Raw genomic sequence first — 22470 nt, 5'->3', positions numbered from 1 at the left:
GGCGGGCCCGCCTGCTGGGCGGTGTGGGCCTGACCGCGCTGCTGGTGGCCGTCTGCGGGTGGCAGCCGCCGGTGGTCCCCGCCGACCTGCGCGGCATCGGCGACCCGACCAGCGCGCCCGGCTACCACGCGCCGCTGCGGGCGTTCCTGGCCGGGCAGCGGCTGACCGGCCGGGTGGAGGTGCCGCCGACGCGCAACTACTGGGAGGCGGCCCGCCTCGGTGAGGCGCCACTGGCCCGCGGCTGGCTGCGGCAGGCCGACATCGACCGCAACCCGCTGTTCTTCACCACAGTGCCCGGCGCGGCGGGCACCGGCGTGCCGCTGACCCGGGAGAGCTACCGGGCGTGGCTGGCGGAGAACGCCGTGCAGTACGTGGCGGTGCCGGACGCCCCGCTGTCCTGGGTGGGACGGGCCGAGGCGGAACTGGTCGAGAGCGGCCTGCCGTACCTGACGCCGGTCTGGTCCGGCGCGCACTGGCGGGTCTGGGCGGTGGCCGACCCGACGCCGCTGGTCGCCGCGCCCGCCGAACTGGTCCGCGCCGACGGCGCGGCGCTGACCTTCCGGGCCCCGACCGCCGGCCCGGTGGCCGTCCGGGTCCGGCACAGCCGGTGGCTGGTCGCCTCCGGCGGCGCAACCGTCACCGCCGACGGGGACTGGAGCACCGTCACCGTTCCCCACGCCGGCGAGTACACCGTCGGCAGTTGACCCGGCGCTACGCCTCCAGCACCCGCTGGGCGGCGGCGCGGGAGCGCCGGCCGGTGCGCAGGTACTCGTCGAGGAACTCCCCCGGGTCGTCGCGGCCGAGCAGCCGGACCACCCCGGCCAGCTCCACCCCGTGCCGGGGCAGCTGGTCACCGGCGCGACCCCGGACCAGCATCAACGCGTTGCGGACCTGCGCGGCCAGGGACCAGCCGGCGGCCATCTCCGCGGCGTCCGCCGGGTCGACCAGGCCGGCCCGCTCGGCCGCCGCGAGGGCGTCGAGGGTACGCGTGCCGCGCAGCTCCGGGACTCTGCCCGCGTGCCGGAGCTGGACGAGCTGGACGGCCCACTCCACGTCGGCCAGCCCGCCCCGGCCCAGCTTCGTGTGGGTGGCCGGGTCGGCGCCGCGCGGCAGCCGTTCGTTCTCCACCCGGGCCTTGATCCGGCGGATCTCGACGACCTGCTCGCGGGTCAGCCCGTCGGCCGGGTAGCGCACCGGCTCGATCATCGCCTCGAACTCGGCGCCCAGGTCGGCGTCACCGCAGACGAACCGTGCCCGCAGCAGCGCCTGCGCCTCCCACACCCGCGACCAGCGGGCGTAGTACTGCGCGTACGCGGCGAGGCTGCGCACCAGCGGACCCTGCCGGCCCTCGGGACGCAGGTCGGCGTCGACACCGAGCGGCGGGTCGGGCGCGGGCACCCCGAGCAGTCGACGCAGCTCCTCCGCGATGGCGTGGGCGGCGGCGCTGGCGGCGCTCTCGCTGCTGCCGGCGGGCGGGTCGTAGACGAAGAGCACGTCGGCGTCGGAGAGGTAGTTCGACTCGTACCCGCCGAGCCGACCCATCCCGATCACCGCGAACCGCAGCCCGTCCGGCGCCTTCTGGCTGGCCCGGGCGGCGCGCAGCGCGGCGGCGAGGGTGGCGTCGGTGACGTCGGAGAGCGCCGTGCCGACCTCGGTGATGTCGGCCAGGCCGACGGCCGGCCGCGTCGTGCCGTCCGGCCGGGTCGGGGTGGGGGCGAGCGCGCCGGCGCGGCAGAGCACGTCGGCGCACGCCACGCGCACCAGTTCCCGGCGGCGCAGCGCCCGCACCGCGCGGGTCGCCTCGACCGGGTCGGTGTGTCGGGCCGCCGCCGCCAGGAAGCCCTCCCGCAGCACCGCCCGTGGGCGCGGCGCCAACTCGTTCTCCTCGGCGAGCAGCCGCAGCGCCTCCGGATCGCGGGCGAGCAGGTCGGCGACGTACCGGGAGAGGGCCAGGACCCGGGCCAGCCGCCGCGCGACGGGACCGCCGTCGCGCAGCAGCCGCAGGTACCAGGGGGTGCTGCCCAGCTTGTCGGAGACCTTGCGGTAGTTGAGCAGCCCCCGGTCCGGCTCCGGCGCGTCGGCGAACTCGCTCAGCAGCACCGGCAGCAGGGTCCGCTGGATGGCCGCGGTGCGGCTCACCCCGCCGGTGAGCGCCTGGAGGTGCCGCAACGCCCCGGCCGGATCGGCGAAACCGAGGATCTCCAACCGGTGCCGCGCGGCCTCCGGGGTGAGCCGCAGCCCGTCGGCGGGCACCCGGGCCACCGACTCCAGCAGCGGCCGGTAGAGCAGCTTGGCGTGCAGCCGGCGTACCTCGGTGGCGTGGGTGACCCACTCGGCCCGGAAGCTCTCCACGGCGCTGCGTCCCGGCGTGGCGGTGAAACCCAGCGCGGCGGCCAGCCAGCGCAGCGCGGACGGTTCGGTGGGCACGGTGTGCGTACGGCGCAGGGCCTGCAACTGGAGCCGGTGCTCGACGCCGCGCAGGAAGCGGTAGCCGCGCAGCAGTGACTCGCCGTCGGCGCGGCCGACGTAGCCGCCGGCGACCAGCGCGCGCAGCGCCGGAATGGTGCCCGGTGCCCGCAGCGTCTCGTCGCCCCGGCCGTGCACGAGTTGCAGGAGCTGGACGGCGAACTCGATGTCGCGCAGCCCGCCGGGACCGCGCTTGATCTCGCGTTCCAGCTCCTTCGGCGGGATGTTGTCGATGATCCGGCGGCGCATCGCGCGGACGTCCTCGACCGCCTCGGGTCGTTCGGCGGCCCGCCACACCAGCGGAGCGAGCTGGTCGATCCACTCCTGGGCCAGCGGCAGGTCACCGGCGGCCGGACGGGCCTTGAGCAGCGCCTGGAACTCCCAGGTGCGCGCCCACCGCCGGTAGTAGGCCAGGTGGCTGGCGAGGGTGCGCACCAGCGGGCCCCGGTTGCCCTCGGGCCGCAGCGCGGCGTCCACCGGCCAGGCGACCAGCCCGCAGATGTGGATCAGCCGGGTCGCCACCAGGGTCGCGGCCGGCAGGTCGCCGTCCTCGGCCGCCACGAAGATCACGTCCACGTCGGAGACGTAGTTCAGTTCGCCGCCGCCGCACTTGCCCATCGCCACCACTGCCAGCCGGGGCCGCTCGGTGCCCTCCGCCAGCTCGTCGACGGCGATCTCGTACGCCGCGGCCAGCGTCGCGTCGGCCAGCGCGGACAGCGCCGCCATGGTCTGCTCCAGGGCGCGGCCGCCGGTGAGGTCGGCCGCCGCGATCCGCAGCAACGCCAGCCGGTACGCGGTCCGCAGCACCGCCACGGGGTTGCCGTCGCCGGCCGGTTCCAGTCGACCCTCGGCGATCGGCGCGAGCCCGTCCGGGGCGGTGCGCAGCGCCAGACAGTGCTCCGGGTTGGCCACCAGGTGATCACCGAGCGCCGACGACGCGCCCAGGACGGCGATCAGTCGACGCCGCAGCCCGGGATCGGCGTGCAGCTCCGCGATCAGCGGCGAGCGCGCGCCGCTGCCGCTGCCGCTCGGCGTGCTGGCGCCGCTGCCGCCGGCGGCGCTGCCGCTCGGCGCGCTGGCGGCCCGCGTGCTGGCGGCGCTGGTGCCGTTGGTCCGCGTCTCGGCCTCGATGATGCGGTGCAGTTGGCGCAGCGCCAGATCCGGGTCGGCGGCCCGGGACAGCGCGGCCAGCAGCTCCGTGGCCGTCTCGTCGACCGGCTCCTGCTCGACCGGCTGCCAGAGGCCCAACCCGTCCGGGCCGAGCAGGTCGGCGGCTCGGGCGCCGCCGTCGCCGTCGGCGACCCCGAAGCCGTAGCGGGCGAGCCGACCCGGCGCCCTCGTCGGCCGGCTCATCAGTGCCCGAGCAGCGGCAGGCCACGCCGCGTCGTGCTGTCGTCCAACTCGCCGAGGGCCAGCGCCGCGAACCGGGCGGCGAACGGCTGCCAGACCTCCTCGACGTCCACCATCACCGAGTCGCAGGCAGCCACGACCAGCTCCGGGTCGTAGCCCAGCTCCGCGAGCTGGGCCGAGTCGGTGGCCCAGTCGGCGATCATCGCGGTGTCGCACTCGATGTGGAACTGCAGCCCCCAGGCCCGGTCGCCGAGCCGGAACGCCTGGTGCGGGTACCGGGTGGAGGCCGCCAGCAGGGTGGCGCCCCGAGGCAGCTCGGTGATCTCGTCGGAGTGCCACTGGAGTACGTCCGGGATCAGCGGCACGTACCGGAACAGCGGGTCGCCCTCGGCGGCGTCGCGCCGGCCGACCACGCCGGGGCCGATCTCCGGCCCGGACGGGCTCCGCTCGACCAGACCGGCGTGCGCGGTGGCGAGCAGCTGCGCTCCCAGGCAGACGGCCAGCGTCGGCACCCGGTAGCGGACCGCCTTGCGCAGCAGGCCCTCCACCGCCGGGAACCAGTGTGCGCCGGGTGAGCCGTCCGGCAGCGGGTACGCCTGCTGGTCGCCGCCGAGCACCACCAGCGCCGCGTACCCCTCCAGGTCGGCGGGGAGCTCGTCGCCGGCGTGCGGGCGGACCACCCACAGCTCCAGCCCAGCCTCGGTCAGCCACTCACCCAACCGGCGTGCGTCGTCCGTCGGGTCGTTCTCGATCACCAGCGCGGTTGCCACGCGTCGAGGCTAGCCGGTACGTCGCACAGCGCCACGCCCCGCCACGGCCCCCGTCGTTCGGATGCCCCTCCCGGCACGGGTTTGGCGGCCGGCGCGGGCGTCGGCGTCGACGGCCGGAGTTCGCCGCTCGTCGGGCTCCGCGGTGTCGTTAGGCTCTGCGATTGTGATCAACGAGGATTCGGCTGTCGTCCGCCCGCCCGTCCTGCGCCCCGGGGACACGGTGCTGCTGGTGTCACCGTCCGGGCCGACCTCGCCGGAGCGGGTCGCCCGGGGGATGGAGTTGCTCACCGGGTGGGGCCTGCGGCCGGTGCCGGCGCCCAACGCGTACGCCCGCCACGGCTACCTCGCCGGCACCGACGACCTGCGCGCCGCCGACCTGAACGCGGCGTTCGCCGACCCGCAGGTGCGCGGCGTGATCTGCACGCGGGGCGGGTACGGCGCACAGCGGATCGTGGACGCCATCGACATGGCCGCCGTCCGCCGCGACCCGAAGGTGGTGGCCGGCTTCTCGGACATCACCGCGTTGCAGCTCGCCCTGTGGCGGGGCGCCCGGCTGGCCGGGGTGCACGGCCCGGGGGCCGCCTGGCGGGACGAGCGCACGTCGCTGCGCTCCGCCGAGTCCCTGCACGCGGCGCTGATGACCACCGAGCCGGTGACCGTCGAGGCGGTGCCCACCGAGGAGACCTTCGGCGCACGGGTGCCGGGTCGCGCCACCGGCACCCTGCTGGGCGGCAACCTGTGCCTGATCGCCGCGTCGGTCGGCACTGCGGACCTGCCCGATCTGACCGGTGCCGTGCTGTTGATCGAGGACGTGCAGGAACCCCCGTACAAGGTCGACCGGATGCTCACCCACCTGCGCCGCGCCGGCGCGCTGGACGGGCTGGCCGGTGTGGCGATCGGGCAGTTCACCGAATGCGGGGACGGCTGGGAGACCACGATCGTCGACGTCCTCACCGAACGCCTCGGCGACCTGGGCGTACCGATCCTCGGCGGCCTCCCCATCGGCCACGGCCCCGACCAGCTGACTGTCCCGGTAGGCACCACCGCAACCCTGGACACCGACACCGGAACCCTCACGGTCTCCCCCGCCGTCCGCTAACCCCACCCACCCTCCCGCACCCCTTTCCCGGCGGTGATCAAGAGGTTTGGGTCATTTCCGGGCCGGATCGTGACGCGAACCTCTTGATCACCGGGGTCAGGGGCGGGTCAGGGGATGGGGTTCGGGGTCAGGTGGGCTACTGCGCCGATCTCCAGGGCTGCCCAGACTCCGTCGGAGGTCCGGGTGATGCCGTGGGGTTCCGAGCGCGGGGTGGGCAGGTCGTAGCTCTCGATCCGGCCGGTGGGACCGATGTGCCCGATCCGGTTCGCGCCCCACTCGGTGAACCACGCGCCGCCCGCCGGGTCGGCCACGATGGCGTGCGGCCGGGCGCTCCGGTCCGGTAACGGGATCTCGGTCACCTCGCCGTCCGGGGTGACCCGGCCGAGCTGACCGGCCGCGATCTCCACGAACCAGATGGCCCCGTCCGCGCCGAGCGCGAGGCCGACCGGTCCGGCGTCCGGGGTGGGCAAGGGGTGCAGTGTGATCCGGCCGTCGAGGTCGATCCGGCCGATCGCGTTCGCCCGGTTGAGGGTGAACCAGAGGGCGTCGTCCGCGCCAGCGGTGATCATCGAGGCGAACCCACCGGTCACCGGCAGCGGTAACGCGGTTACCGTCCCGTCGGTGTCCACCCGGCCGATCGCGTCGGAGGTCATGCCCGCGTACCAGAGGGCACCATCGTGCCCGGCCGCGATGCCGCCCGGCCCGGTGCCGGCCGGCAGGGCGATCGTGCGCTGCTCGCCGTCGACGCTGAGCCGACCGATCCGGTCGTCCCCGGAGCGGGTGAACCAGAGCGCGCCGTCCGGACCCGCCGTGATGATCAACGGGCGGCCGCCGGCCGGCTCCAGCGGGTACGTCCGGACCTCGCCGTCGGACCCCAGGCGGGCGATCCCGCCGGCCTGGACCAGCGTCAGCCACAACGCGCCGTCGGGCCCAACCGTGATGCCGTACGGGCCGGAGTCCGACCCGGCGAGCGGAATCTCCCGAATGTCGACGGTCATCGTGCGGTGTCCCTCCGTTGGCGACCACCCACCCTGACCGCCGGACCAACGACGACACAACCGATTTCACCGAGCGCCGCCTCGATCGGCAGCCCGCTGCTCGATTGTCAGCTGGCTGACAGGGTCGCCATGGGTCGCGCCCAGGAACGCCCGTCACTGTCGGTGACGACATTGCCGCATCACCGACCTTCTGGAGGACAGCATGTCCCGCACCATCCGTAGGAAGCACCTGCTGGCCGGCCTGGCCACCGCGGGCGTCCTCGGCGTGGGGATCGCCGCCCCGACGATCGCGTTCGCCGCGGACACCCCGACCCCGACCGCCAGCACCGCCCCCGCCCCCGGAGCGAAGGCCGACCGGCAGGGTGAGTTCGCCGAGGCGCTCGCCAAGGAGCTGGGAGTCCCCACCGACAAGGTGACCGCCGCACTGGAGAAGGTCCGCGAGCAGCACCGGCCCGCCGACCGTCCGGCACGCCCGTCCGCCGAGGACCGGCAGGCCGCGCTCAAGGAGCGGCTGGACCAGGCGGTCAAGGACGGCAAGCTCACCCAGGAGCAGGCCGACGCCATCACCAAGGCCGTCGAGGCCGGCGTCTTCCCCGGCCCCGGCGGCCACCGTGGGCCGGGCGGCGGTGACCGCGGGCCGGCCGGCCACGGCGCTCCCGCAGGTACGCCGGGCAAGTAGCCCGACGGGTCGGCCTCCGACCACCCCGGGCTGGGGTGGTCCGGCGTGATCCACCCCGTTTCGCCGATGTGGCGGCGTCCCTCGCACCCGGACACCGCCACATCGGCGACCTGGAGTCGATCATGCGCGTGGGACCGACGTCGGCCCGCCAGCGCGCGAGATCCGCGCGCCTCAGCCCTTGCTGGCGGGACCGACGTCGGCCCCCGGCGCGCGGGGATCCGCGCGGCTCAGCCCTTGCTGGGCGGGGGTGCGAACACGCCGAGGCGATTTCCCGCCGGGTCGAGCAGGTGGGCGAGCGTGAGACCGCTGGGTGCGGTCCGTGCGGGCATCAGCACCTTCGCGCCGGCGGCTTCGGCTCGCCGGCAGGTCTCCGCGACGTCGTCGACCTCGGCGTAGAACACCGCGTAGTTCGGGGACGTCCCGTCGGTCGCCCGGATGGCCCCGCCGATTCCGGTGTCACCGCCGGCACCCGTCACCCGATAGGACCCGCCGCTACCCGCGCCCTGCTCTTCGAAGGTCCAGCCGAACAGCTCGCCGTAGAAGCGTTCGGCCTCCTCCGGCCGGTCGGTGCCGATCTCGAACCAGGTGATGGGCGTCGTGGACACGTGCTGCCTCCAGAGTTGCCGGGACGGCGGTTCGCCGTCGTCCAGAGCAGTTTCGAGGCCGTCCGCGACACCGTCCTGTCGGTGTTTCCGGATCACCCGACGGATATCGGTGTGTGAAGGACCCGCCTCAGACCAGGCTCAGCGGCCGGACCCGTTCCCGGGGGATGTCGAGATCCGTCAGGCGCAGCTCCCGGACCACCACCTCGGGCAGCGCCCGGACGTCCCCGATCCGGTCGGTACGGAAGCAGCGCAGCTCGTCGCGCATGCGGCACCAGGCGAGCAGATACCAGTGTCGGGGGTTGCCGAGGTAGCCCAGCGGTTCGACGTCGCGCACCGAGTCGACGCCGGCGCGGTCGGCGTACCGGATGCGCAGCACCCGCCGCGCGGTGACCGCGTCGGCGACGGTGGCCGGGACGGGCGTGGCCGGCCCGTCGCCGATCAGGTGCACCCGGCCGGCGAGGCGGTGTGCCTCGGCGGCGTCGGCGGCCGGCAGCACCGCCACCAGCTTGCGCAGCGCGGTGGCGCCCGGCCCGGCGAACGGGGTGCCGGCGAGCCGGTGCAGCGCGACGGCCATCGCCACCGCCTCGGCCGGGGTCAGGTTGACCGGCGGCAGGGTGCGGCTGCGATCCAGGACGTAGCCGCCGGTGCGCCCGGGCTCGGCCCAGATCGGCACCCCGGCCTCCTGGAGCGCGCCGATGTCCCGCTCGATGGTCCGGCTGCTCACCTCGAAGTGGGCGGCGAGCCAGCGGGCGCTGCGGGGCCGGGGCGACACCGCGCGCAGCTCCTCGACCAGGGCGTAGAGCCGGTCCGTGCGGTTCATGCCCGGCACGCTACGGCCGGGGTACGACGACCGACCCCGGACGCGGCAGGCTCGAGCGGCCCCGCTCAGAACACCGCGCTCAAACCACCGGCCTCAGGCCACCGGCCACCGGCCTCAGGCGATGCAGGCGCAGACGATCAGCGCCGCGCCGAAGTGCGTGGCGGCGCTGACCCGGGCCGCGGGGTGCGGCTCGGACGAGCAGATGACCTCACCGAGCTTGCCCGGGGTGAGCAGGTCGAGCACGAAGAAGGCCAGCGCCATGATGGCCAGCCCGACGAGCCCGAAGAGCACGGTGGAGGCCAGCCCCCGGCCGAAGTCGCTGTAGCTGGTCAGGATCGCCGTGAAGACGATGCCGGCGATGCCGAGCTGGTTGGCGGCGAGCAGCAACCCCGCGTTGGCGTTGCGCTCGACCCAGATCAGCTCCCGCAACCGTCCCGGGGTCAGCAGGTCGACGAGCCCGAACCCGGCAGCCATCAGCCCGACGCCGACGATCCCGAACACGACGCTCTGCCAGGCACCGCTGAGCAGATCCTCCAGCACCGACTGCCTCCCGACTCTCCGCCCGGAGGGGTACCGGCGCGGTGATCGAGACGATAGCGGCAGCGCGCCACCGCGTCAGCCCCGCGACTACAGCGCCAGGTAGCGCTGCCGCTCGTACGGGGTGACCTCGCGGCGGTACTGCTCCCACTCGGCCCGCTTGTTGCGCAGGAAGAAGTCGAAGACGTGCTCGCCGAGCACCTCGGCGACCAGTTCGGATTCGGCCATCACGTCGATCGCCTCGGCCAGGTTCTCCGGCAGCGCCTCGTATCCCATGGCGCGGCGCTCGGCGCTGCTGAGCGACCAGACGTCGTCCTCGGCGCCCGGCGGCAGCTCGTACCCCTCCTCGATGCCCTTCAGGCCCGCGCCGAGCAGCACCGCGAAGGCGAGGTACGGGTTGGTCGCCGAGTCCAGCGACCGGACCTCGACGCGGGCGGAGTTCGGCTTGCCGTACGCCGGGACGCGGACCAGCGCGGACCGGTTCAGGTGACCCCAGCAGACGTACGCCGGGCTCTCGGTGATCCGGTCGGGCAGGGCCTGCGGGAAGAGCCGCTTGTACGAGTTGACCCACTGGTTGGTGACCGCCGTGTACTCCCGGGCGTGCACCAGCAGGCCGGCGATGAAGGACTTCGCCACCTTGGAGAGCTTCATCGGGTCGCCACCGTCGTGGAAGGCGTTGCGCTCGCCCTCGAACAGCGACAGGTGGGTGTGCATGCCGCTGCCCGGCTGGTCGGTGAACGGCTTCGGCATGAAGCTGGCCTGCACGCCGGTGGAGAGCGCGACCTCCTTCACCACGTGCCGGAAGGTCATGATGTTGTCGGCGGTGGTCAGCGCGTCGGCGTAGCGCAGGTCGATCTCCTGCTGGCCGGGGGCGACCTCGTGGTGGCTGAACTCCACCGAGATGCCGATCCGCTCCAGCGCCAGCACGCCCTGGCGGCGGAAGTCGCGGGCCACCGCGTGGGTGGTGTGCTCGAAGTAGCCGCCGGTGTCCACCGGGGTGGGCACCGAGCCGTCCTGCGGGCCGTTCTCCAGCAGGAAGAACTCGATCTCGGGGTGGGTGTAGAAGGTGAAGCCCTTCTCGGCCGCCTTGGACAGCGCGCGGCGCAGCACGTGCCGCGGGTCGGCCCAGGAGGGGCCGCCGTCGGGCAGCAGGATGTCGCAGAACATCCGGGCGCTCTCGCCGCTGACCCCGCCCTCGAACGGGAAGACCTGGAACGTGGTCGGGTCGGGCATGGCCACCATGTCCGATTCGAAGACCCGGGCGAAGCCTTCGATGGCCGAGCCGTCGAAGCCGATGCCCTCCTCGAAGGCCGCTTCCAGCTCCGCGGGCGCCACCGAGACGCTCTTGAGCGTGCCCAGCACGTCCGTGAACCACAGCCGGACGAACCGGATGTCCCGCTCTTCCAGCGTACGGAGGACGAACTCCTGCTGACGGTCCACTTCCCCAACCCCTCGCGACACTCTTTTTGTCCGCCTTGGTCGGGGTGTACCCGACCTGACCGCCCAGTGTTCCCGGGCCTGGTTACGCAGACGTTACGCGAACCGCCGCCGTCCGTCCCCTCGTGTCCCGCCCGCCGAGCGGTACCGATCCGGCCTGGTCGGTCACGGCCGCTCACGCGTGGCCGCCGTCTCGTCCGACGGTGCGGATTGCTCCGGCCATGCTGGGGCAAGATGAGGACATGCCCACCCTGCGTCTCGCCCTGTCCCAGGTCAACCCGAGCGTCGGCGACCTCGCCGGCAATGCCGACCTGGTCCGCAGCTGGACCCGCCAGGCCGCCGACGCCGGCGCCCAGCTCGTGCTCTTTCCGGAGATGATGCTGACCGGCTACCCGGTCGAGGATCTGGTCTTTCGGCGTTCCTTCGTCGCCGCGTCCCAGGCCGCCATCGAGCGGCTCGCCGCCGACCTGGCCGAGGACGGTCTCGGTGACCTCCCGGTCGTCGTCGGCTACCTGGACGCCGACGGGCCGCCGCAGGTCAGCGGGGACGCCGAACCGGGCAGGGGTGCCCGCAACGCCGCCGCGCTGCTGCACCGGGGCACTGTGGTCGCCCGCTACTTCAAGCACCACCTGCCCAACTACGGCGTCTTCGACGAGGACCGCTACTTCGTCTCGGGCGACCAGCTGACAGTGGTGCGGATCGGCGGGGTGGACGTCGCGCTGACCATCTGCGAGGACCTGTGGCAGGCCGGCGGGCCGTTCGCCGCCGCCCGGCAGGCAGGCGTCGGCCTGGTGGTCAACATCAACGGTTCGCCGTACGAGCTGAACAAGGACGACATCCGGCTGCCGCTGGTTCGCCGCCGGGCCGCCGAGGCGAACGCCGTCATCGCGTACGTCAACATGATCGGCGGCCAGGACGAGCTGGTCTTCGAGGGCGACTCGATGATCGTCGCCCCGGACGGCGAACTGCTCACCCGCGCCCCGCAGTTCGTCGAGCACCTGCTCGTGCACGACGTCGAGCTGCCGGCCGCGACCACGGCCCCGGGCAGCCAGAACGTCGCGGACGGCATGCGGGTGGCTCATCACACGCTGGACGTGATCCCGCCCGCGCCGCCCGGCCCGGCCGCCGCCGGCGGGCTGATCGAGCCGGTGGCCGACGAGGCCGAGGTGTGGCACGCGCTGGTGCTCGGCCTGCGCGACTACGTCAACAAGAACCGGTTCGCGTCGGTGGTGCTCGGCCTCTCCGGTGGCATCGACTCGGCGGTGGTGGCCGCCCTCGCCGTCGACGCGCTCGGCCCCGACCGGGTGGTCGGGGTGTCGCTGCCCAGCCAGCACTCCTCCGAGCACTCCCGTGAGGACGCCGCCGACCTGGCCAAGCGCACCGGGCTGGACTACCGCGTCGAGCCGATCCAGCCGATGGTGGACGCCTTCCTGGCCAACCTGTCGCTGTCCGGCATCGCCGTGGAGAACCTCCAGGCCCGGGTACGTGGCGTCATCCTGATGGCGCTGTCGAACCAGGAGGGCCACCTGGTGCTCACCACCGGCAACAAGAGCGAGCTGGCGGTCGGCTACTCCACCCTGTACGGCGACTCGGTGGGCGGCTTCAACCCGATCAAGGATGTCTGGAAGACGCTGGTCTGGCGGCTGGCCAAGTGGCGCAACGCGGACGCGGCCCGCCGTGGTGACACCGCACCGATCCCGGAGAACTCGATCGGTAAGCCGCCGAGCGCCGAGTTGAGCCCGGGGCAGCTGGACAGCGACTCCCTGCCCGACTACGACGTACTGGACCCGATCCTGATCGGTTACGTCGACGGCGACCTGGGCCGCGACGGGCTGGTCGAGTCGGGCCACGACCCGGCCGTGGTCGACAAGGTGCTGCGGCTGGTGGATACCGCCGAGTACAAGCGACGCCAGTCGGCGCCCGGCACGAAGATCTCCATGAAGGCGTTCGGCCGCGACCGTCGACTGCCGATCACCAACCGGTGGCGCGAGCACGGCTGACCTCGTACACCCGGGTCGGGTTCACCGGACCCGGCCCGGCGCGGTGCGGCGGGCCCGGTGCGCGGCGGTCGTGAGTGACATCTTCCACTGGGCTCTGCCGTCGCCGGGCCTGGCGGTGCGACGATCGCGACGGAACCCGGGGACCGCGCAGGCGGCCTCGAGGAAGGAGACAGTCATGACCGAGTCCACTCCGAACGAGGTGACCGCGCTGTACGGCGGACCGGCCACCCGTCGGGTCCGCACCCGCGACCTGATCGCCGCCAAGGAGCGTGGCGAGCGGTGGCCGATGCTCACCTCGTACGACCAGTACACGGCGGGGATCTTCGACCGGGCCGGCGTGCCGGTGCTGCTGGTCGGCGACTCGGCCGCGAACAACGTGTTCGGCTACGAGACCACCCTGCCGGTGACCGCCGACGACCTGCTCCCGCTGGTACGGGCCGTGGTGCGCTCGACCCGGCAGGCCCTCGTCGTGGGTGACCTGCCCTTCGGCTCGTACGAGGAGGGCCCGACCCAGGCGCTGCGCACCGCCGTCCGGTTCATGAAGGAGGGCGGCTGCCACGCGGTGAAGCTGGAGGGCGGCCGACGCTGCGCCGCGCAGATCGCCGCGATCGTCGGTGCCGGCATCCCGGTGATGGCGCACATCGGCTTCACCCCGCAGAGTGAGCACACCCTGGGCGGCTACCGCGTGCAGGGCCGGGGCGACACGGCCGACGAGGTGCTGGCCGACGCGCGGGCGGTGGCTGAGGCCGGCGCGTTCGCGGTGGTGCTGGAGATGGTGCCGGGTGAGGTGGCCAAGCAGATCACCCACGAACTGGCGATCCCCACTGTCGGCATCGGCGCCGGCCCGGACACCGACGCCCAGGTGCTGGTCTGGCAGGACATGGCCGGCCTGCGCACCGGCAAGGCCCCGCGCTTCGTGAAGCGCTACGCCGAGATGGCCGACGTCCTCACCGACGCCACCCGCCGTTTCGCCGACGAGGTCCGTGGCGGCGAGTTCCCGACTGCCGAACACACCTTCTAGAGCGGTCCGGACCGTGACGAATCAATCGATCATGACAACTGAAAGTGTCGTACAGGTGTTCTAGTCTCGGGTCATGATGGAGGGGTTGGCGCAGGCAGAGGCCACGGTCACGGCCTGCGCCGACTCGGCCGCCTGGGCTCTGCCCGAGCAGGGCCTGATCGCTGCGCTCGACGCCGCGCACCGCATCGAGCAGCGCCTCGCCGCCATCAAGCTGGCCCTGATCCGCGAGCTCGACTGTCGCGGCACGCCCATCGCGCAGGGCGCGTCCTCCACGGCGGTGTGGCTGCGCGAGCGCCTGCACCTCACCGTTCCCACCGCCCGCCGCCTCGTCGACCTGGCCACCACCCTCGACGCCGGCAACCCCGGTGTACGACAGGCGCTGGCCGACGCCGACATCACCCTCGACCAGGCCCGGGTCATCGCCGACACCGTCACCACAGTCGAGAGCGCCGCCGGCAGCGCGGCCGCCGACAAGGCGGTCGGCCTGCTGGTCGAGTGGGCCGGGCAGTTCGACCCGACCCTGCTGCGCAAACTCGGCACCCGCATCCTCGATCACGTCGCACCCGACGTCGCCGACCGAGCCGCCCAGGCCGCCCTCGACGCCGAGGATCGTCGAGCCGCCCGCGACCGCCACGTCACCATCTCCACCCTCACCGACGGCCGCCTGCGCCTCACCGGCACCCTCGACACCGAGACCGCCGGCCTGCTCCGCGCGGCCATCGACCCCCTGACCGCGCCCACCGGCCCCGACGACCAACGCTCCCCCGGCCAACGCCGCCACGACGCGCTCGCCGACCTGTGCCGACTCAGCCTGCGTACCGGCGAGCTACCCGTACACGGCGGCGAGCCCGCGCAGCTCGTCGTCACCACCAGCTACGACAACCTCGGCCGGCAGCTCGGCGCAGGCACGTTGGACACCGGTTTCGACCTCGCCCCGGAGACCGTGCGGCGCCTCGCCTGCGACGCCGCCATCCTGCCCGCCGTCCTCGGCAGCACCGGCCAGACCCTCGACGTCGGCCGACAACGCCGCCTCATCACCGGCCCACTCCGACGAGCACTCGTGCTCCGCGACCGCGGCTGCGCCTTCCCCGGCTGCGACCGCCCACCCCGCTGGTGCGACGCCCACCACATCCACCACTGGGCCGACGGCGGCAACACCAGCCTGACCAACGCCGTCCTGCTCTGCGGCCACCACCACCGACACATCCACCACGGCGACTGGACCATCCGCCCCGGCAACGACGGCCACCCCGACTTCATCCCACCCGCCTGGCTCGACCCCGAACAGGTCCCCCGCCGCAACCACTACCACCGGAGGACGTGACCACACCGAGGCGACCCCACATTCCTGGGCCGGCCGCGTGCTCGGTGGTCGGGCAACCATCCCGGGGTCGGCCGCGTGCTCGGTGGTCGGTGGTCGGGCAACCATCCCTGGACCGGCCGCGCTCGGTGGTCGGGCAACCCCATCCCGGGGCCGAGCGTGCGGCGCGGCCGGAGGGGAACACACGCCTCGCGAGCGGTGCCTACTGTCGCGGGGTGGAGCTTGACTACTACTCGGTCGGCGAAGGCGTCGACATCACCGCCGATCGGGCCGATCTCTGTCGCCTCGCCGACCTGGTGGCGGGAGGGGGCGAGCAGAGCCTCGCGCAGCCCGCGCATCCGCGACACCTGCGCGGTGTCGTCGTCGAGGTGACGCAGGGTCCCGTTGCCGTCGGTGTCGATGATCGCGGCTATCTGACCGTCCGCGGCGGCGCGGAGAGCCGGTCGTTCCTCGCCGATCTACTACGGGACGTGGCCGCCATGGACGACGGCGGCCACGTCCACCTGGAACACGTCGAGGGCCACCCGCATCTGGCGCCGGACAGCGTGCCGCTCATCCTCAACAGTCCACACGGCGGGATGCCCCGACGCTGATCGGGCGAAGGCACGCCCAGAACCGAGCCGTTGTGTCAGAAGCTGTCAGAGGTCGGTGACGCGGATGCCGGCGTGCGCCTTGTAGCGCTTGTTGATGGCGATCAGATTCGCGGTGAACGCCTCGATCTGGTGGGCGTTGCGCAGCCGGCCGGCGTAGATGCCGCGCATCCCGGGGATCCGGGCGGCGAGCGCGCCGACGATGTCGACGAGCTCCCGGTCTTCGGTGCAGATCAGCACGTCGAGGTCGATCCGGTCGACCTCGGGGTCGGCCAGCAGCGGCGCGCTGACGTGGTTGAACGCGGCGCAGACGCGGGAGTCGGGCAGCAGCGCGGCGGCCTGCTGGACGGCGCTGCCCTCGTCGACGGTGAGGGCGTACGGGCCCTGCTTGTCGAAGCCCAGCGGGTTGACGCAGTCGACGACGATCGTGCCGGCCAGCGGCTCGGCGAGGGCGGCGACGGTGGCGGCGTGCCCGTCCCACGGGACCGCGATGATCACGACGTCGCTGCGACGGGCCACCTCGTCGTTGGCCGCGCCGGTGATGCGGACGTCGGCAGGCATCCGGGGCAGAGCGGCGATCTCGGCGGCGGACTCGGCGGCCCGCTCCGCCGATCGGGAGCCGATCAGCACCGTCTGCCCGGCCCGGGCGAGCCGGTAGGCGAGGCCACGGCCCTGATCGCCGGTGCCGCCGATGATGCCGACCGTCAGCCCGGACACGTCGGGCAGCGTGCTCGCGTCGTATGCCATGGGCTCATCCTCGCAAACCGCCCGGTCCGTCAGCAGCGCTGGCCGCTGTGACAATCCCCGCTACCCGACCGCCCGCCGACGAAGCCCCGCCGGCGTGGTCAGCCAGACCCGCCGGCACGGCCGCCCAGGAACAAGCCGGCACGGCCCAGCCAGACGAGCCCCGACACAGCCCCGCAGCAACGTCGACGAAGCCTGCCAGGACCAGCCGACAGGGCACGCCCGGAACAGCCGGTTCAGGCCAGCTCGAACAGCACCGTGCGGGCCGCCGGGTCGGCGGTGACCAGGCGGACCCGGACCCGTTCGCCGAGCGGCAGCGCACCGAGGCAGCGGCCGCGGACCGGTGGGGCGTCCAGGGCCACCGTTCCGCCGGGCGGGCGGGGTCGGGACTTGCCGTTGGGTGGGGCGTCCACGTCGAGCACCGCCGCGTCGAAGGTCTCACCCACCCGGTGTTCCAGCAGCACCGCCTCGGTGAGTTCGACGGCGCCGCGGGTGGCCGCCGAGGCGGTCCGGTCGGTGCTGGCCATCACCTCGGGCAGCCGGGGCAGCGCCGCGCGGGCCCAGTCGGGCACCTCGCGGCCCGCGTGCAGGGCCAGGCAGACCTCGGTGGCGTACCGGTCGGCGAGGCGCCGCAACGGCGCCGTGACATGGGCGTACGCGGCGGCCACCCCGCCGTGCTCCGGCTGCTCCGGCCGGGCGCCGTCGAAGGCGGTGTACGCGGCGCCACGCATCAGCTCTGCCGCCTGGTCGATGAACGCGGCGGAACGCGGCTGCGCGGCGTCCAGGCCGGCGATCACCTCACCGGGGCCCGCGCCGTCCGGCCAGTGCACGCCCAGCGGGGCGGCGGCCGCCCGCAGGCGTTGCACCGGCTCCGGCTTCGGCGGTGGCATCGTCCGCAGCAGGCCCACCCCGCCGGCCAGCATGATGTCGGCGGCGGCCATCCCGGTCAGCAGCGAGATCTGCGCGTTGTGCTCCTCCATCGGCACCGGCCCGCGCAGCACCAGCCGCCAGCCGTCGCCGTCGGGCTCCACGTCCTGCTCGGGCAGCGGCAGGTTGATGGCGCCCCGGCGCAGCCCCCGGGCGGTCAGCCGCTCGCCGATCTCGGGCAGCAGCGCGATCGGCTCGGGCAGCCGACCGGCGTCGGCGGCGGCCTGCACCCCGGTGTAGTCGAGCTTCGCCCGGCTGCGCACCAGGGCGCGCTCCAACTCGACGGCCACGGTGCCGCCGTCGGCGTCCAGGTCGATGGTCCACACCACGGCCGCCCGGTCGTCGTCGGGCAGCAGACTGGCCGCGCCCTCGCTGAGCGTCACCGGGTGCAGCGGCACGTTGCCGTCCGGCAGGTAGACCGTCTGCCCGCGCCGCCAGGTCTCCTCCTCGAGCGCGCCGCCCGGGTCGACGTGCGCGGCGACGTCCGCGATCGCGTACCGCACGCGGTAGCCGCCGCCCGGCCGGCGGGCCAGGTGCATCGCCTGGTCCAGGTCACGCGAGGTGGCCGGGTCGACAGTGACGAACGGTACGTCGGTGCGGTCGACGGACGGCCGGGGCGGCGCGGCAGCCGCCGCGTCGGCCTCCCGTTGGGCGTCCGCCGGGAAGCCCTCGGGCAGGCCGAGTTCGCGGCGCAGCGCGCCGAAGTCGATGCGGGGCGCGAGTACGCGTCGGATGACCACGGGTCAATCCTGACAGCGCCGCCGGTGATCCGCTTCCGGTGACCGGCCGAGATCTCCGTCGGTGTCGAGTCGAGGCTGCCGTGCGCTCAGCCGGTCGCCTTCCGGGCGGTGCTGCGCGTACCCCGGGGGGTGGTGGCTCGTGCGGCGACCGGACGGGCGGGTGACTTGCGGGCGGTCACCTTGCGGGCCGGAGCCTTGGCAGCGGTGGTCTTCTTCGCCGGAGCCTTCTTCGCCGCGGCCTTGCGGGCGGTGGTCGACGAGGTGCCGGTCGCTTTCTTCGCCGGGGCGTTGCGGGCGCCGCCGCTCGGGCGGGTGGAAGCGGTCTTCTTCGCCGCCGTCTTCTTCGCGGGGGCCTTCTTCGCCGCCGTCTTCTTCGCCGGGGCCTTCTTGGCTGCCGTCTTCTTCGCCGTGGACGCCTTGGTCGCGACCTTGCGCGCGGGCGCCTTCGCGGCGGCGGTGGTCCTCTTCGCCGCCGACGCCGTGGTCTTCTTCGCGGCGCCTGTCGTCTTCTTCGCGGCGCTTGTCGTCTTCTTCGCCGTACCCGTCGTCCTGCTCGCGGCGGTGGTGCTCTTGCGCGCCGGGGACGTCGAGGTCCGCTTCGCGGCGGTGGTCGTCTTGCGGGTGGCGGGCGAGGTGCCGGCCGACGCCTTCTTGGCCGGCGCCTTCCTGGCCGCCGCGCTGGTCCGGGTCGTGGCCTTCTTCGCCGCTGCGGTCTTCTTCGCCGCCGCGGTCTTGGCGGTGGTGGCGGTCGTCCTGGTGGGGGCGGCCTTACTCGCGGTGGTCTTGGTCGCGGCCTTCTTCGCCGGGGCCTTCTTCGCCGCCGTGGTGGTCTTCCCGGCCGGGGCACGCCCCGCGCCGCCGGCCGCCTTGCGGGCCGGCGCCTTCGCGGCGGCCGTGGTGGACTTGCGTACGGGGGTGGTCCGGCTCGCCGCCGTGTTGCGTTCCGCCGCTGCGGTCTTCTTCGCGGTGGTGCGCCGGACTGTCGGACGGGTGGTGGCCTGCTGTGCTTCGGCCATCGTGGTTCCCTCCTCGGGGGACGTGCTCTCGCGTGCGTCCTCGCGGAGCACGAACTACCGCGACGCGGGCCGTCCCGCGCCGTCTACCTGTCCTCCCCGGCCCAACGGGCGTCCTCGGCCTCCCACGCCTCGTTCCGCTCCTGCACTCGCTGCAGGGCGTTCTCCGCGTCGGCCGCCGAGTCGTACGGGCCGAGGACGTGCTTCGCCGGACACACGTCGGCGTCCGTCTCGACCCGGTGATGCCGCGTGCACCAGTAGAACTGCCCTTTACGTTCGCTGTCGCTCATGGCAATCACTGTGCACCGCGAACCGGCTGACCGCCACCGGATCACACAAGTCGCCGAACCCTCTCCACAGTAGAGACGCTTACCGCGCTGCGGGCGAAAACACCGAAAGAAGTGCAGGTGGGGGCACTGGCCACGCGAAAAAGCCGGGGGAGTACGCGCGCTGTCGTCGTACCGTCGCCTGGTCGGGCTGAGCGCGACGCGGCGTCGACGGGACGGCGGCGGCCGCCCACGCGCGGCCTATGATCGCCCGATGGCGGTACCGGACTACATCGTGGGGATGCGCAAACACGTCGGTCACGACCTGCTGTGGCTGCCCAGCGTCAGCGCGGTGATCCGCAACGACGCCGGCGAGCTGCTGCTGGGCCAGCGCTCTGACGACGGACGGTGGTCGGTGATCAGCGGTTTCGTGGAGCCGGGCGAGCAGCCGGCCACGGCGCTCGTCCGGGAGGTACGGGAGGAGACGGGCCTGGACGTGACGCCGGTACGCCTGTCCAGTGCCGTCTCGCACCCGCACACCTACCCCAACGGGGACCACTGCGAATACCTGAACCTGGGCTTCGTCTGCCGGGTCGTGGCCGGCACCGCCCGGGTCAACGACGACGAGTCGCTGGCCGTGCGGTGGTTCGACGTGGATCGGCTGCCCGAGTTGGACAAGCACGCGCTGCTGGTCCTCGCCTACGCGCTGCGCGAGAATCAGTCGGCCGGCTACCTGCCGCCCGGTACGACCTGGGACGACGTCCCCGACTGAGCCGCCCCGTCAGGACGCGACCCGTTCGACGGGGATCCACAGCTCGGCGTCCGCCGTGGTCCCGTCCGCCGACACCCGGACCCGGGAGATCTCCGGTCCCGGCCGGCTGCGGTACGGGTTGGACGGGAACCACTGGGTGAAGACGTCCCGCCACAGGTACTGCACGGCCTGTGGAAACGCTCCGGAGGTGGTGAACACGGCCCACGTTCCGGCCGCCACCGGCAGCGCGTCCAGGTCCTGCGGTGGCGTGGCGCCGGTGACCGCCCCGTGCCAGTAGTCCAACTCGCTGCCCTCGGCCCGACCGTCGGCGAGGTTGTCGCTGACGTTGACGATCCCGGTCGGCTCCTGATCGGAGAGCGCCTCGATCCGGGCGGTCGTCTCCGCGTCGATGCTGCGGATGAACGCGACGATCGCCGGGTTCATCCCCTCGTGCACCAGCGGGACGCGGGCCTTGCGCCCCACCAGCGCGAACGCGTCCTTCGTGACGATGCGGTACTCCATGCTGCCACTCCCTTCCACGGTGAGTCGGAAGGACATCCGGGGCTGGGCGCGCAGCGCTGCCTGCGTACGCCGAGCTTCTCCCGGCCCCACGCCGTGCACGGCGTGGAACGCCCGGGCGAACGCCTCGGCCGATCCGTAGCCGTGGCGCACGGCGACGTCGAGCAACGTCCGCTCCCCCGCCAGCACGTCCGCCCCGGCGACGGTGAGCCGACGCCGACGGATGTACTCCGACAGCGGCATGCCGGCCAGCGCGGAGAACAGCCGCCGGAAGTGGTACTCCGACGTCAGCGCGATCCGGGCCAGGTCGGCCACCTCGATCTGCTGGTCGAGGTGCCGCTCGATGTGCGCCATGGCCTCGTTGAGCCGCTCCAGCACCCGGGCCTCCTTCCCTTACGAGCAGCAACGCTAGGCGGCAGGCCAGGTGGCCCACCCGACATCCGGTGCCCGCATCGGTCGGGTCAGCCGGAACCGATCGCCGTGTCGTAGCCTGGCGGACTTTGCTTCTCGAGGAGGTTGACGTGGCCGAGTATCCGCAGGACGTCATGCAGCGCTTCCACGGCACCCCCGAACAGGTGGACGCCGGACTGGTCAGCGAGCCGCCGCGGACGTGGGACTCCGTCGTCATCAAGGAGCACGACCCGGCCTGGGCGCAGCGGTTCACCGCCGTCCGGTCGTCGCTCACCGAGGCGCTGGGAGCTCTGATCATCGAGGTGGAACACGTCGGGTCCACGGCGGTGCCGGGGCTCGCGGCCAAGCCCGTCATCGACATCGACCTGGTCATCGCGGACGCTGCCGAGGAGGCCACCTATCTCCCCGCCCTGGTCCGGCTCGGTTACCGGCTCGTCCTGCGGGAACCCTGGTGGCACGGGCACCGGATGCTGCTCAGCCCCGCCGAGGACGTCAACCTGCACGTCTGGCCACAGGGTGCGCCCGAACCCGTCCGGCACCGGCTCTTCCGCGACTGGCTGCGCTCGCACCCGCACGACCGGGAGCTCTACGGCGCTACCAAGCGGCGCCTCGCGCGGGACACCGCGCACCGACCCCGTGACTACAGCCTGGCGAAGAACGACGTCATCGACGAGATCTACGCACGCATCTTCGCCGACTGAGGTCAGCCGGCGAATGCACGACTGCCAGCAGGCGGTCCGGGACCGCGGGCCGAGGTGGCTGGCGCGGGCGGCTCTCAGCGGGGCGACTGTTGCATGATCCAGGTCGGCACGGGCTCGGGCAGCGAACCCAGTGCCTCCCAGCCGGCGCGGCGGTACAGCTCGACGTTGGCCGGGTTGCTGGTCTCCAGGATCGCCGGCAGGCCGTCGGCGGCGGCGCGGGCCAGCCCGGCCCGCATGACCGCGCGGCCCCAGCCACGTCCGGCGCTGTGCGGGTGGGTGCCGAGGACACCGAGATACCAGAACGGGTACGTCGGCAGGGCCGCGTGCACGGCCTCGTCGTAGCCCTGGACGCGGGCCCGCACGTCAGCGGGGTATCGCGCCTCCGCAGGCGATCCGTGCCCGGCCGCCGGGGATCCGGTCGAGGGCTCGGCCGGGGGCTCCCAGATGGCGACGGACGCACCGCCACCTGTCATCCAGATCGACGACCGGTGCACCCGCTTGTCGAAGAGGTCCCCGAAGAAGGTGGCGGCGTGGCGCGGGTAGGTCTCCTCGTCGGGGAACAGGAACCGCAGGATGGGATCCTTGACGAACGCGGCGACCAGTGAACCGACCACCGCATCGCGGTCGGCTGGGGTGGCGATGGTGATCTCGGGCGCTGTCACAGCAGTCGACACTAGCCGGAAAAGCGCCTTGACCCTGACACCG

The 22470-nt window shown here is 73.4% G+C and carries 21 protein-coding genes and 1 pseudogene; 9 read left to right on the top strand and 13 right to left on the bottom strand.

What is annotated here, in order from left to right; genetic code table 11:
• Positions 1-704, top strand: a pseudogene (locus B0E54_RS19095) (hypothetical protein); the annotation flags it as partial.
• A 7-nt stretch (positions 705-711) separates the two neighbouring features.
• Here the strand turns inward: B0E54_RS19095 and B0E54_RS19090 are convergent.
• Both B0E54_RS19090 and B0E54_RS19085 read right to left on the bottom strand, forming a co-directional pair.
• Positions 712-3819 carry a bifunctional [glutamine synthetase] adenylyltransferase/[glutamine synthetase]-adenylyl-L-tyrosine phosphorylase gene (locus tag B0E54_RS19090; RefSeq protein WP_234586544.1) on the bottom strand — a complete coding sequence of 1036 codons (3108 nt, stop codon included), beginning with the start codon at positions 3817-3819 and terminating at the stop codon, positions 712-714.
• Positions 3819-4586: a type 1 glutamine amidotransferase gene (locus B0E54_RS19085; protein ID WP_234586542.1), complete on the bottom strand. Its 768-nt coding sequence runs from the start codon at positions 4584-4586 to the stop codon at positions 3819-3821. Before B0E54_RS19085 ends, B0E54_RS19090 begins: the two co-directional genes overlap by 1 nt.
• A 163-nt stretch (positions 4587-4749) precedes the next feature.
• On the opposite strand from B0E54_RS19085, the gene B0E54_RS19080 reads away from it, so the two are divergent.
• Positions 4750-5685, top strand: coding sequence for an LD-carboxypeptidase (locus B0E54_RS19080; RefSeq protein ID WP_234586540.1), 936 nt, complete (start codon positions 4750-4752; stop codon positions 5683-5685).
• 107 nt (positions 5686-5792) lie between these two features.
• On the opposite strand, the gene B0E54_RS19075 is transcribed toward B0E54_RS19080, so the two are convergent.
• Complete coding sequence (locus tag B0E54_RS19075; RefSeq protein WP_234586538.1) at positions 5793-6683, bottom strand: virginiamycin B lyase; 891 nt, start codon at positions 6681-6683, stop codon at positions 5793-5795.
• 202 nt (positions 6684-6885) lie between these two features.
• Between B0E54_RS19075 and B0E54_RS19070 the strand changes: the two genes are divergently transcribed.
• Positions 6886-7362 (top strand): hypothetical protein, encoded by a 477-nt coding sequence (locus B0E54_RS19070; protein ID WP_234586536.1) that lies wholly within the window; start codon positions 6886-6888, stop codon positions 7360-7362.
• Positions 7363-7589: 227 nt separating this feature from the next.
• Here B0E54_RS19070 and B0E54_RS19065 read toward each other — a convergent pair whose 3' ends face one another.
• The 4 genes from B0E54_RS19065 to glnA all read right to left on the bottom strand — a co-directional run bounded on the left by B0E54_RS19065 (position 7590) and on the right by glnA (position 10764).
• On the bottom strand, positions 7590-7967 hold the full coding sequence (locus B0E54_RS19065) for a VOC family protein (protein WP_234586532.1): 378 nt from the start codon (positions 7965-7967) through the stop codon (positions 7590-7592).
• A 127-nt stretch (positions 7968-8094) separates the two neighbouring features.
• Positions 8095-8787, bottom strand: coding sequence for a YafY family protein (locus tag B0E54_RS19060; RefSeq protein ID WP_234586530.1), 693 nt, complete (start codon positions 8785-8787; stop codon positions 8095-8097).
• A gap of 114 nt (positions 8788-8901) precedes the next feature.
• Positions 8902-9327: a DUF350 domain-containing protein gene (locus B0E54_RS19055; protein WP_234586527.1), complete on the bottom strand. Its 426-nt coding sequence runs from the start codon at positions 9325-9327 to the stop codon at positions 8902-8904.
• Between the two features lie 87 nt (positions 9328-9414).
• On the bottom strand, positions 9415-10764 hold the full coding sequence (gene glnA, locus B0E54_RS19050; protein ID WP_007463316.1) for a type I glutamate--ammonia ligase: 1350 nt from the start codon (positions 10762-10764) through the stop codon (positions 9415-9417).
• Between the two features lie 239 nt (positions 10765-11003).
• Here glnA and B0E54_RS19045 point away from each other — a divergent pair, with 239 nt between their 5' ends.
• The 4 genes from B0E54_RS19045 to B0E54_RS19030 all read left to right on the top strand — a co-directional run bounded on the left by B0E54_RS19045 (position 11004) and on the right by B0E54_RS19030 (position 15696).
• Positions 11004-12761, top strand: a complete 1758-nt coding sequence (locus B0E54_RS19045) for an NAD+ synthase (RefSeq protein WP_234586525.1) — start codon at positions 11004-11006, stop codon at positions 12759-12761.
• 175 nt (positions 12762-12936) lie between these two features.
• Complete coding sequence (gene panB, locus B0E54_RS19040; RefSeq protein ID WP_234586523.1) at positions 12937-13782, top strand: 3-methyl-2-oxobutanoate hydroxymethyltransferase; 846 nt, start codon at positions 12937-12939, stop codon at positions 13780-13782.
• A 73-nt stretch (positions 13783-13855) separates the two neighbouring features.
• On the top strand, positions 13856-15106 hold the full coding sequence (locus B0E54_RS19035; protein WP_234586521.1) for an HNH endonuclease signature motif containing protein: 1251 nt from the start codon (positions 13856-13858) through the stop codon (positions 15104-15106).
• A 212-nt stretch (positions 15107-15318) separates the two neighbouring features.
• Complete coding sequence (locus tag B0E54_RS19030) at positions 15319-15696, top strand: hypothetical protein (RefSeq protein WP_234586519.1); 378 nt, start codon at positions 15319-15321, stop codon at positions 15694-15696.
• A gap of 45 nt (positions 15697-15741) precedes the next feature.
• Here the strand turns inward: B0E54_RS19030 and npdG are convergent, their stop codons facing one another.
• The 4 genes from npdG to B0E54_RS19010 all read right to left on the bottom strand — a co-directional run bounded on the left by npdG (position 15742) and on the right by B0E54_RS19010 (position 19407).
• Positions 15742-16440 carry an NADPH-dependent F420 reductase gene (gene npdG, locus B0E54_RS19025; RefSeq protein WP_234586517.1) on the bottom strand — a complete coding sequence of 233 codons (699 nt, stop codon included), beginning with the start codon at positions 16438-16440 and terminating at the stop codon, positions 15742-15744.
• Positions 16441-16673: 233 nt separating this feature from the next.
• Positions 16674-18104: an RNB domain-containing ribonuclease gene (locus B0E54_RS19020; protein ID WP_234586515.1), complete on the bottom strand. Its 1431-nt coding sequence runs from the start codon at positions 18102-18104 to the stop codon at positions 16674-16676.
• An 86-nt stretch (positions 18105-18190) separates the two neighbouring features.
• Positions 18191-19120, bottom strand: coding sequence for a histone (locus B0E54_RS19015; RefSeq protein ID WP_234586513.1), 930 nt, complete (start codon positions 19118-19120; stop codon positions 18191-18193).
• 83 nt (positions 19121-19203) lie between these two features.
• Positions 19204-19407 carry a hypothetical protein gene (locus tag B0E54_RS19010; protein ID WP_234586511.1) on the bottom strand — a complete coding sequence of 68 codons (204 nt, stop codon included), beginning with the start codon at positions 19405-19407 and terminating at the stop codon, positions 19204-19206.
• A 250-nt stretch (positions 19408-19657) separates the two neighbouring features.
• On the opposite strand from B0E54_RS19010, the gene B0E54_RS19005 reads away from it, so the two are divergent.
• Positions 19658-20155: an NUDIX domain-containing protein gene (locus B0E54_RS19005; protein ID WP_234586509.1), complete on the top strand. Its 498-nt coding sequence runs from the start codon at positions 19658-19660 to the stop codon at positions 20153-20155.
• Between the two features lie 9 nt (positions 20156-20164).
• Here B0E54_RS19005 and B0E54_RS19000 read toward each other — a convergent pair whose 3' ends face one another.
• Positions 20165-21031 carry an AraC family transcriptional regulator gene (locus B0E54_RS19000; RefSeq protein WP_234586506.1) on the bottom strand — a complete coding sequence of 289 codons (867 nt, stop codon included), beginning with the start codon at positions 21029-21031 and terminating at the stop codon, positions 20165-20167.
• A gap of 143 nt (positions 21032-21174) precedes the next feature.
• Between B0E54_RS19000 and B0E54_RS18995 the strand changes: the two genes are divergently transcribed.
• Positions 21175-21765: a GrpB family protein gene (locus tag B0E54_RS18995; RefSeq protein ID WP_234586504.1), complete on the top strand. Its 591-nt coding sequence runs from the start codon at positions 21175-21177 to the stop codon at positions 21763-21765.
• A 74-nt stretch (positions 21766-21839) separates the two neighbouring features.
• Here the strand turns inward: B0E54_RS18995 and B0E54_RS18990 are convergent, their stop codons facing one another.
• The gene (locus B0E54_RS18990) at positions 21840-22427 is read right to left on the bottom strand and encodes an N-acetyltransferase (RefSeq protein WP_234586501.1); all 588 of its coding nucleotides are present in this window, start codon (positions 22425-22427) and stop codon (positions 21840-21842) included.
• Between the last annotated feature and the right edge of the window lie 43 nt (positions 22428-22470).

It is taken from the genome of Micromonospora sp. MH99 (genome assembly GCF_021442385.1).
Classification (GTDB): Bacteria; Actinomycetota; Actinomycetes; order Mycobacteriales; family Micromonosporaceae; genus Micromonospora.
The sequence above is the reverse complement of the archived record's forward strand: the minus strand, read 5'-3'. Positions and strand labels throughout refer to the sequence as shown.